General features: G+C 71.0%; 8 protein-coding genes. All 8 read left to right on the forward strand.

The window, feature by feature from the left end; all coding sequences use genetic code 11:
* Positions 1–925 (forward strand): rod shape-determining protein RodA (gene rodA, locus ACWCSD_RS36785; protein WP_449921906.1); only part of this gene is annotated, 925 nt, incomplete at its 5' end.
* Positions 926–994: 69 nt separating this feature from the next.
* Positions 995–2905 (forward strand): TIGR03960 family B12-binding radical SAM protein, encoded by a 1911-nt coding sequence (locus ACWCSD_RS36790; protein ID WP_387663376.1) that lies wholly within the window; start codon positions 995–997, stop codon positions 2903–2905.
* Positions 2906–3057: 152 nt separating this feature from the next.
* Positions 3058–3810, forward strand: coding sequence for a TIGR03936 family radical SAM-associated protein (locus ACWCSD_RS36795; protein ID WP_352329263.1), 753 nt, complete (start codon positions 3058–3060; stop codon positions 3808–3810).
* Between the two features lie 717 nt (positions 3811–4527).
* Positions 4528–7284 carry an Rne/Rng family ribonuclease gene (locus ACWCSD_RS36800; RefSeq protein WP_449921909.1) on the forward strand — a complete coding sequence of 919 codons (2757 nt, stop codon included), beginning with the start codon at positions 4528–4530 and terminating at the stop codon, positions 7282–7284.
* A gap of 208 nt (positions 7285–7492) precedes the next feature.
* Positions 7493–7795, forward strand: a complete 303-nt coding sequence (gene rplU / locus ACWCSD_RS36805; protein ID WP_055506260.1) for a 50S ribosomal protein L21 — start codon at positions 7493–7495, stop codon at positions 7793–7795.
* Between the two features lie 15 nt (positions 7796–7810).
* Complete coding sequence (rpmA, locus tag ACWCSD_RS36810) at positions 7811–8068, forward strand: 50S ribosomal protein L27 (RefSeq protein ID WP_012893687.1); 258 nt, start codon at positions 7811–7813, stop codon at positions 8066–8068.
* Positions 8069–8207: 139 nt separating this feature from the next.
* Complete coding sequence (gene obgE, locus ACWCSD_RS36815) at positions 8208–9560, forward strand: GTPase ObgE (protein WP_387663380.1); 1353 nt, start codon at positions 8208–8210, stop codon at positions 9558–9560.
* Between the two features lie 650 nt (positions 9561–10210).
* On the forward strand, positions 10211–11307 hold a 1097-nt coding region (gene proB, locus ACWCSD_RS36820; protein ID WP_449921912.1), incomplete at its 3' end, for a glutamate 5-kinase.

The raw sequence follows: 11307 nt of genomic DNA on the forward strand, positions 1-11307 counted from the left end.
CGACCATCGGGCGATGCGGGCGTACGCGCCGCTGGTGTTCCTGGTGTCGCTGGTGGGGCTGGCGCTGGTGATCACGCCGCTGGGCGCGACGATCAACGGGTCGCACTCGTGGATCCTGCTCGGAGGCGGGTTCGCGGTGCAGCCGTCGGAGTTCGCCAAGGTCGGGCTGCTGCTGATCATCGCGATGCTGCTGGCCCAGCCCGCCGAGGGCAGCGACCGGCCGCGTGCCCTGGACATCACGCTGGCCCTGGTCGCGGCGGGCATCACGATGGGGCTGGTGATGTTGCAGCCCGACCTCGGCACGGCGCTCGTGCTCGCCGTGATCACGGCCGCGGGGCTGGTGATCGGGGGCGTGCGCAAGCGGTGGATCGTCGGGCTGGTGCTCGTGGCGGCGGCCGGGGTGTTCTGCGTGTTCTGGTTCAACCTGCTGGAGCCGTACCAGGTGGCGCGGTTCACCGCGTTCGTCGATCCGAAGGTCGATCCGCGCGGGGTGGGCTACAACAGCACGCAGTCGCTGATCGCGATCGGTTCCGGGCAACTGCTGGGCAAGGGGCTCTTCGGCGGCGGGCAGACGACCGGCCGGTTCGTGCCCGAGCAGCACACCGACTTCATCTTCACGGTGGCGGGGGAGGAGTTCGGGTTCATCGGGTCGGTCACCGTGGTGCTGCTGCTCGGCGTGGTGCTGCTGCGCGGGCTGAAGGTCGCCAGGCACTGCGACGACCGGTTCGGCACGCTGGTCGCGGGCATGATCGTGTGCTGGTTCGCGTTCCAGACGTTCATCAATGTCGGGATGACGATCGGGATCATGCCGATCACCGGTCTGCCGCTGCCTTTCGTGTCCTATGGCGGCACTGCCACGTTCGCGAACCTCATGGCGGTAGGGCTGCTTCTGGCCATCAGAGTGCGGCGGCAGTCGTTCAACTGAGCGCGTAACGGGGGCCGTCCGCCGGTGGGCCGGATTTGTCACCGTCCGCGCGCCGCTACCCTGGACGGTATGCCTGTCGAGTCGATATTCCACCGCCTGGAAGCGCTGCTGCCCAAGGTGCAGAAGCCCATCCAGTACGTCGGGGGTGAGCTCAACTCGACCGTCAAGGACTGGGACTCCGCCGACGTGCGGTGGGCGCTGATGTACCCGGACGCCTACGAGGTCGGGCTGCCCAACCAGGGCGTGGCGATCCTCTACGAGATCCTCAACGAGCTGCCCCGCACCCTGGCCGAGCGCACCTACGCGGTCTGGCCGGACCTGGAGGCCCTCATGCGGGCCGAGGGCGTGCCGCAGTTCACCGTCGACGCGCACCGGCCGGTGCGCGCCTTCGACGTGCTCGGCCTGTCGTTCTCGACGGAGCTGGGCTACACCAACATGCTGACCGCGCTCGATCTGGCCGGGATCCCGCTCAACGCGGTCGACCGGGGCGAGGACGACCCGATCGTGCTCGCCGGCGGTCACGCGGCCTTCAACCCCGAGCCGATCGCCGACTTCCTCGACGCGGCCGTGCTCGGCGACGGCGAGCAGATCTCGATCGCCATCTCCGAGGTCATCCGTGAGTGGAAGGCCGAGGGGCGTCCCGGCGGGCGCGACGAGCTGCTGATGCGGCTCGCCGAGTCCGGCGGCGTCTACGTGCCGAAGTTCTACGACGTCGACTACCACCCCGACGGGCGCATCAAGCGGGTCGCGCCCAACAGGTCCGACGTGCCGTGGCGGGTGCACAAGCACACCGTCATGGACCTCGACGAGTGGCCCTATCCGAAGAAGCCGCTGGTGCCGCTGGCCGAGACGGTGCACGAGCGGTTCAGCGTGGAGATCTTCCGCGGCTGCACGCGCGGCTGCCGCTTCTGCCAGGCGGGCATGATCACCCGTCCGGTGCGGGAGCGTTCGATCACCACGATCGGCGCCATGGTCGACAACGGCATCAAGGAGTCCGGCTTCAACGAGGTCGGCCTGCTGTCGTTGTCCTCGGCCGACCACTCCGAGATCGGCGAGGTCGCCAAGGGCCTGGCCGACCGCTACGAGGGCACCAACACCTCGCTGTCCCTGCCCTCGACCCGGGTCGACGCGTTCAACATCGACCTGGCCAACGAGTTCTCCAGGAACGGCAGGCGCTCGGGTCTCACGTTCGCCCCCGAGGGCGGCTCCGAGCGCATGCGCAAGGTGATCAACAAGATGGTCACCGAGGAAGACCTCATCCGCACGGTCACCACCGCCTACTCGCAGGGCTGGCGGCAGGTGAAGCTCTACTTCATGTGCGGGCTGCCCACCGAGCAGGACGAAGACGTGCTCGGCATCGCCGACCTGGCCAAGAAGGTCATCCAGGCGGGCCGTGAGGCGACCGGCAGCCGCGACATCCGCTGCACCGTCTCCATCGGCGGGTTCGTGCCCAAGCCGCACACCCCGTTCCAGTGGGCCGGGCAGGCCGACCATGAGACCGTCGACCGGCGGCTCAAGGCGCTGCGCGACTCGCTGCGCGGCGACAAGCAGTACGGCCGGGCCATCGGCTTCCGCTACCACGACGGCAAACCGTCCATCGTGGAGGGCCTGCTCTCGCGCGGCGACCGCAGGGTCGGCGCGGTGATCAGGGCCGTGTGGGAGGCCGGCGGCAGGTTCGACGGGTGGAGCGAGCACTTCTCCTACGACAGATGGATGCAGGCCGCCGAGAAGGCGGGCGTCGACGTCGACTGGTACACCACGCGTGAGCGGGCCGAGAACGAGGTCCTTCCGTGGGACCACCTCGACGCCGGGCTCGACCGCGAATGGCTCTGGCAGGACTGGCAGGAGGCCGTGTCCGGTGGCGAGGTCGAAGACTGCCGCTGGACCCCGTGCTACGACTGCGGGGTCTGCCCGACCATGGGCACCGAGATCCAGATAGGCCCGACAGGGCGCAAGCTCCTTCCTCTCACCGTGGTCTAGCGCGCTCAGTGGGCGAGCCGTGTCACGGCGTACACATACACGTGTCGCGGCGGCTTATCCTGGGAGAAGGAACTCTGACAAGGGAAGGACGCAAAGCTCTGAAACCTGTTCCCGATGGGCCTCCGCCCGCGCCTACGGTGCAGCGCCTTCGTGTGCGTTACGCCAAGCGCGGACGTCTGCGCTTCACCAGTCACCGCGACATCTCGCGGGCCGTCGAGAGGGCGGTCCGCCGTGCCGGCATTCCGGTGGCCTTCAGCGCGGGCTTCTCGCCCCATCCGAAGATCTCCTACGCGGGCGCAGCGCCGACCGGTGTCGCCAGCGAGGCCGAATACCTCGAGATCGGTGTCACCAGGCTGTGCGACCCCGAGCAGGTCAAGTCGAGCCTGGACGCGTCACTGCCGCCCGGTCTCGACGTGCTCGACGTCGTGCAGGCGGGCCCGGGGGGGCTGGCCGACCGCCTGGAGGTCTCCGACTGGGAGGTACGCCTGCCCGGGGCCGATCGCGAGCTCGCCGAGACGGCGGTGGAGAAGTTCCTCGCGGCGGGCACCGTGGAGGTCGAGCGCCTCACCAAGAAGGGCCCCCGGCGCTTCGACGCGCGGGAGGCCGTCCTGGGGCTCGTGGTGTCCGAGGGAACAGACAGAACCGCAGCTCAGGTGCCAGGACAGACGTGTGTCATACTGCGCATGGTTGTTCGGCACATGACGCCTGCCGTTCGACCCGATGATGTGCTCACAGGGCTGCGCCTTGTGGCCGACTTCGCGCCGCCGGTCCCCCCCGAGGTGACCAGGCTGGCGCAGGGGCCGCTCGACGCCGGTACCGGTGCGCTTGCCGACCCGCTCGGCCTTGACCGCGATACGACGCGCGGCGGCGAGGCGGGACCGGCGGGTGAGCACGTCGTCGGCTAAGGAGGTGCCCTGCGCGAGCGGGGCGCCACCGCTGACAGGACTTGGCGCCCGCGCCTCCTTTCCGGAGGCGGGGGCGGACAACGAGACACGAGGGCTCCTGCGCGGCGCGGCGACGCGCCCGGGAGCTGACGGGAGAGCGCCCGCATGCTCGACAACGAGCCCAACGCCGGGGCCACTGGCCCTGACGGGGAGACAACTGAACAGCCCAAGGTGACCAGGCGCCGCCGTTCCGCGAGCCGCCCGGCGGGTCCTCCGCCGGAGCTGCCGGAGGAGCCGGCCGCCACCGCCCCGATCACCGTCGCGGCCGCCCAGGCCGCGCCGTCGGTTGCCGACGTGCAACCGGTGCAGACCAACGCCGTGCAGCGCGCTGCCGGAGAACCCGCGCCCGACGCCGGGCGCGGCCGGAGAACCCGGGCCCGCGCGGCGGCGCCCGAATCGCCGGCAGGCCCGGCCGGAGCCGCCGAGGGCGGCCCGGAGGGCGTTCAGGCACAGGCCGGCGCGCCCGAGAGCGCCGTGGCTGGAGCCGGTGCGCCGCAGGGTGCCTCCGCTGTGGCCGGTGCGCCTGAAGGCGCCGCGACCGGTGCGCCTGAAGGCGCCGCGACCGGTGCTGGCGCGCCTGAAGGTGCCGCGACCGGTGCTGGCGCGCCTGAAGGTGCCGCGACCGGTGCTGGCGCGCCTGAAGGTGCCGCGACCGGTGCTGGCGCGCCTGAAGGTGCCGTGGCCGGGGCCGTCGTGCCCGAGGGGCCGGCGCCGCAGCAGGCCGAGAGTCCTGCCGCCTCGCAGGCCGGTACGTCGGCAGAGCCCGCCGTGGAGCCCGTCGTGGCGCCGGTCGTCGAGCGGCGGGAGGCCGCCGGGCAGGTGGCCGGTGCGGCCGAGCCGGTCGTGGCGCCCGTGGTGCAGAGTCCGGGCGCGCCGGAGGCCGAGAGCCCCGCGTACGCGGGTGGCCCGGCCGAGGCCGACGAGGTGGCCAGCGTGGTCGAGGCCGCCATGGCCGAGGCCGTGGTGGAAGCCGCCGACGTTCCCGAGGAGAAGCCCAAGAGGGCCACGCGCACGCGGTCCACCGCGACCACGACGCGCCGCCGTACGACCAAGAAGGCCGAGCCGGAGGTCGCGGGAGCGCTCCCGGAGGAGGAGGCCGAGGCGCCGAAGCGGCGGCGTACGCGGAAGAAGGCCGAAGAGGTCGTCGTGGAGGCGCCGGCGGGCGCCGACGTCGAGGTCGTCGCGACGCCCTCCGACGTCGAGGTGGCCGTCACCGTGCCCGAGGCCGCCGAGGCGGCCGACGAGGACATCCTGGAGATCCTGCCCGAGGACGAGCCGCTCGACGACGAGCCCGCCGGCGAGGACCTCGACGAGGACGTCGACCGGCCGAGCCTGCTCGCCGACCCCTTCGGGCTGAGCGCGCGCAGGCACGACGAGCCGGGAACGGCGTTCCAGCGTCCCGCGGCCATCTTCGCGCCGCTGTTCCAGGCCCCCGACCCCAGCCAGGGCAAGCCCGCCGTGATCCGGCGGCCCGAGCCGGAGCCGGAGCCCGAGGAGATCGAGGAGCTGGTCGACGAGACCGTCGTCGAGGACGAGGGCGACCTCGACACCTCCGACGAGCAGGAGGAGGAGGGCGGCGGCCGTCGTCGCCGTCGCCGTCGCGGCGGCCGGGGCCGCGGCAAGTCGCGCGAGCGTGACGAGGCCGAGGACGGCGAGGAAGGCGACGAGGAGGAAGGCGAGGACCAGGGCGAGGAGGCCCAGGAGGAAGAGGCCGCCGGCTCGCGCCGCCGTCGCCGTCGTCGTCGCCGCGGCACCGAGGAGACCCTGGAGCCCTCCAGCGACGACCCGCCGAACACGGTGGTGCGCATCCGCGCGCCGCGTTCCGGCCGTGCCGCCTCTCTGGAGACCGCCACCGACGGCGTGCAGAGCGTGCGCGGCTCGACCCGCCTGGAGGCCAAGAAGCAGCGCCGCCGTGAGGGGCGCGAGCTCGGCCGCAGGCGTCCGCCGATCATCACGGAGTCGGAGTTCCTGGCCCGCCGTGAGTCCGTCGACCGCATGATGGTGGTGCGGCGTCAGGGCGACCGTACGCAGATCGCGGTCCTGGAGGACGGCGTGCTCGTCGAGCACTACGTCAACCGCGAGGCCAGCCAGTCCTACGTCGGCAACGTCTACCTGGGCAAGGTCCAGAACGTGCTGCCGTCGATGGAGGCCGCGTTCGTGGACATCGGCAAGGGGCGCAACGCCGTCCTGTACGCCGGTGAGGTGAACTTCGACACCGCCGGGCTGGAGGGCCAGCCCAAGCGCATCGAGGCGGCGCTGAAGTCCGGCCAGTCGGTGCTGGTGCAGGTCACCAAGGACCCGATCGGCCACAAGGGCGCCCGGCTCACCTCGCAGATCAGCCTGCCCGGCCGCTACCTGGTGTACGTGCCGGACGGGTCGATGACCGGCATCAGCCGCAAGCTGCCCGACAAGGAACGCACCCGGCTCAAGAGCATCCTGAAGAAGGTCATGCCGGAGAACGCCGGTGTGATCGTCCGCACCGCGGCCGAGGGCGCCTCCGAGGACGAGCTGGCTCGCGACGTGGCCCGGCTGTCGGCCCAGTGGGAGAACATCCAGAAGAAGGCCAAGTCGGCCAGCCCGCCCGAGCTGCTGTCGGCCGAGCCCGACCTGACCATCCGGGTCGTGCGCGACGTGTTCAACGAGGACTTCACCTCGCTGGTCGTGCAGGGCGACGACGCCTGGGACACCGTCGACGACTACGTCAAGTACGTCGCGCCGCACCTGGGCGAGCGCCTGTCGCGCTGGGACACCGGGCAGGGCGACGTGTTCGAGTCGTACCGGATCGACGAGCAGCTGGGCAAGGCGCTGGAGCGCAAGGTGTGGCTGCCGAGCGGCGGCTCGCTGGTGATCGACCGTACCGAGGCGATGACCGTCGTCGACGTCAACACCGGCAAGTTCACCGGCCAGGGCGGCAACCTCGAGGAGACCGTCACCAGGAACAACCTGGAGGCGGCCGAGGAGATCGTCCGCCAGCTGCGGCTGCGGGACATCGGCGGCATCATCGTGATCGACTTCATCGACATGGTGCTGGAGTCCAACCGCGACCTGGTGCTGCGGCGGCTGCTGGAGTGCCTGGCGCGCGACAGGACCAAGCACCAGGTCGCCGAGGTGACCTCCCTGGGCCTGGTGCAGATGACGCGTAAGCGGGTCGGTCAGGGGCTGCTGGAGGCGTTCTCGACGGCCTGTGAGTGCTGCAACGGGCGCGGGCTGATCGTCTCGACCGAGCCGGTCGAGGCCAAGCCGGAGCCGCGCGGCACGCAGGGCAAGATGGCGATCGAGAAGGCGGTCTCGGACAAGGTTTCCGCGGCCAAGGACTCCGCCAGCCGTGATACCGTGACCGGTGCGCTTGATGACGTCCCGGCTGAGGACGACCAGGCCAGCCAGACTTCCGGCAGAGGGCGGCGACGCTCCCGCCGAGCCAAGTCCGCCGAGTAGCCTCGGCAGGCTTCCGACGATCCGTCCGGTTCGCCTAGGGCACCGTTAAGCGGTACCCTGGTGAATCGGTGCGTCAGGTGACGTGCCCTGTTGGCGCGCTTACTCGGTTCGTCGGTTTGAGACAGGCCGAATGATAGGCGCAGCATTCGGCGGCCGCCTCGATGCGGGGCGGCTGAGGGCAACAGCGAGTCAGTAGAAGGGTTCCGCGGTGTACGCGATCGTTCGTTGCGGCGGCAGGCAGCAGAAGGTCTCCGTCGGTGACGTCCTCGAGGTGGACAAGGTCGCCGGCGAGGTCGGCTCTTCGGTTACGCTGCCGACGGTGCTCGTCGTCAACGACGGCGATGTGACCACCGAGGCCGGCAAGTTCACGGTCAGCGCCGAGATCCTCGGTGAGACCAAGGGCCCGAAGATCCGCATTCTCAAGTACAAGAACAAGACCGGTTACAAGAAGCGCCAGGGTCACCGTCAGCGGTACACCCAGGTGAAGATCACCGGTATCGACCAGGCCTGATCGGGAGTTTGAGAGATGGCACACAAGAAGGGCGCGTCGTCCACCCGGAACGGCCGTGACTCCAACGCTCAGCGCCTGGGCGTCAAGCGCTTCGGCGGCCAGCTGGTGAACGCGGGCGAGATCATCGTTCGTCAGCGCGGCACCCACTTCCACCCCGGCGACAACGTCGGCCGTGGTGGCGATGACACGCTGTTCGCGCTGGCCGCCGGCCACGTGCAGTTCGGCGTCAAGCGCGGTCGTCGCGCCGTCAGCATCGTTCCCGTCGCGGAGTAATCAGCTTCGCTTCGGTGTTGCTTCAAGGGGTGGATCGCCTGTCGATCCACCCCTTAGGCGTTTTCTGGGGGCCCTGCGGGGGCGCCATGTTGTGATTGATCTTGTATTGCCCCTGGTGGGCTTGATGGAGGAGAGCTGGATGCCGGACTTCGTGGACCAGGTGGTCCTGCACGTCAAGGCCGGTGACGGAGGGAACGGGTGCGCCTCCATCCACCGGGAGAAGTTCAAGCCGCTCGGCGGCCCCGACGGGGGGAACGGCGGCCGTGGCGGCGACGTGATCCTTGAGGTCGATCCCAACACCGCGACCTTGCTGGACTACCACCGCCGTCCCCATCGCAAGGCCGACAACGGCAAGCAGGGGCAGGGCTCCAACCGCGACGGCGCCAACGGCGACGACGTGATCCTCGCCGTCCCGAACGGGACCGTGGTGAAGGACGCCAACACCGGTGAGGTGCTGGTGGACCTCGTGGGGGCCGGCACCCGGTACGTGATCGCGCAGGGCGGTCACGGCGGGCTGGGGAACGCCGCGCTGGCCACGTCCCGGCGGAAGGCGCCCGGGTTCGCGCTGCTGGGGGAGCCCGGCGACGGCCTCGACGTCATGCTGGAGCTCAAGAGCGTCGCCGACGTGGCGCTGGTCGGGTTCCCCAGCGCCGGCAAGTCGTCGCTGATCGCGGCGCTGAGCGCGGCCAAGCCGAAGATCGCGGACTATCCGTTCACCACGCTCATCCCCAACCTGGGGGTCGTGACGGCCGGCGAGAACGTGTTCACGGTCGCCGACGTGCCCGGGTTGATCCCGGGGGCCTCGCAGGGCAAGGGGCTCGGGCACGAGTTCCTGCGCCATGTCGAGCGCTGCGACATGCTCGTGCACGTCATCGACTGCGCGACCATGGAGCCGGGGCGCGACCCGGTCACCGACTACGAGGTGATCGAGGCCGAGCTGCGGGCGTACGGGAAGCTTGAGGACCGGCCGCGGATGATCGTGCTGAACAAGGCCGACGTGCCCGACGCGCGGGAGCTGGCCGACCTGGTCAGGGCCGAGTTCGAGGAGCGGGGGCTGCAGGTCTTCGTCATCTCGGCGGCTACGCACGACGGGTTGCGGGAGCTCACGTACGCGATGGGCGAGTGGGTGGCGGCGGCCAGGGCCAACAAGCCGGTCGAGGAGCCGACCCGACTGGTGATCAGGCCCAAGCAGCTCGGCGAGGCCGGGTTCAAGGTGCGGCGGGTCAACGAGAACATGTTCCAGGTCACCGGCGAGAAGCCCGAGCGGTGGATCCGGCAGACCGACTTCAGCAACGACGAGGCCGTCGGGTACCTGGCCGACCGGCTCGAACGGCTCGGCGTGGAGGATGAGCTGGTCAAGGCGGGCGCCAAGGCGGGGGCCGAGGTGGTCATCGGGCCGATGGAGGGCGGGTACGTCTTCGACTGGCAGCCGACGCTCAGCGCCGAGTCGGTGCGGCAGGGGCCCCGCGGCTCGGACAACCGCCTGGTCTGACCGCTGCCGGGGGTGACGGTCGTCTTGGCGTGACTGCCGTCTGGCGTGGCCGCCGGCTGGTGACCGTATGGGGTGGTCGCCGGCTGGTGACCGTCGTATGGGGTGGTCGCCGGCTGGTGACCGCTGTTTGAGGTGACCCTCATATGAGGTGACCCTCATATGAGGTGGCCGTCGGCCGGTGATGCCGTGCGGTGTGGTCGTTGGCTGGTGGCTGTCGTATGGGGTGGCTGTCGGCTGCTGATGCCGTGTGGTGTGGTCGTTGGCTGGTGGCCGCCGTTTGGGGTGACCGTCGGCTGGGACCCTCGTATGGGTGACCCAGGCGGCGGGTGGGTCGCGATCGTGCCCGTCGGTGGTTCTCGTGGCGGGATCGCTGCGGGTTCCACGGGGGTGAAGCGGCCGGGGGTGGTGGTCGTGGGTGGGATCGCCGTCCTTCTGTGCGGGCGGGCCGTGCGGTGGGACCGCTGTGAGTCCACAGGGGGCGAAGTGTCTGGAGGCGGTGGCCCAGCGGTGGGTCGCTGAGGTCTCTCGGGAGTGACGGCCCTGGGGGCGGGGGCGTACGGGGACCGCCGGTGTGGCGCGCGGCGGTTGCGGTTCCGCGGGGGGTGAAAGCGGGACGGGGGTGGGGGTGGCGCGCGGATAGGCTGTCAGGCGTGCGGGAACAGATCAGCTCAGCGTCGAGGGTCGTCGTCAAGGTCGGCTCCTCCTCGCTCACCACCCCCCAGGGCATGATCGACGTGGACCGGGTCGACGCCCTGGTCGACGTCCTGGCGGCGCGGCGGCGTGCCGGGGCGCAGATCGTACTGGTGTCGTCGGGAGCGATCGCGGCGGGTCTCGGCCCGCTGGGGTTGTCGGCGCGGCCACGCGACCTGGCCACCCAGCAGGCGGCGGCCTCCGTCGGCCAGGGGGTGCTGGTCGCGCGCTACACCTCCTCCTTCGCCCGCTACGGCCTGCGCGTCGGCCAGGTGCTGCTGACCGCCGACGACATGATGCGCCGCGCCCACCACGCCAACGCCCAGCGCACCCTGGCCCGGCTGCTGGAGCTGGGCATCGTGCCGATCGTCAACGAGAACGACACGGTCGCGACCGACGAGATCAGGTTCGGCGACAACGACCGGCTCGCCGCGCTGGTCTCCCACCTGATCCACGCCGACGCGCTGGTGCTGCTGTCCGACGTCGACGCCCTCTACGACGGCCCGCCGAGCCGGCCCGGCTCGCGCCGGCTGGCCGAGGTGCGCGGCCCGGAGGACCTGGTCGGCGTCGAGCTGGGCAGGAACGGCGCGGCGGTCGGCACCGGCGGCATGGTGACCAAGGTCCAGGCGGCCCGGATCGCCACGGGCGCGGGCGTGCCGGTCGTGCTCACCGCCGCCGCCCACGCCGCCCAGGCGCTCACCGGCGCCGACATCGGCACCTACTTCCACCCCGGCGGCCGGCACCCCGGCACGCGGCTCCTGTGGCTCGCCCACGCCACCACCGGGCGCGGCCGGCTGCACCTCGACCAGGGGGCGGTCGAGGCGATCGTGGGCCGGCGCAAGTCGCTGCTGCCCGCAGGCGTGACGTCCGTGGAGGGCGAGTTCGCCGCGGGCGACCCGGTCGACCTGTGCGGGCCGCAGGGCGGCGTGGTGGCGCGCGGCCTGGTCAACTTCGACGCGGTGGAGATCCCGGGGCTGCTCGGCCGCTCCACGAAGGAGCTGGCCAGCGCGCTCGGACCTGAATATGAACGCGAGCTGATCCTCCGCGACGACATCGT

Source organism: Nonomuraea sp. NPDC001684, assembly GCF_053596515.1.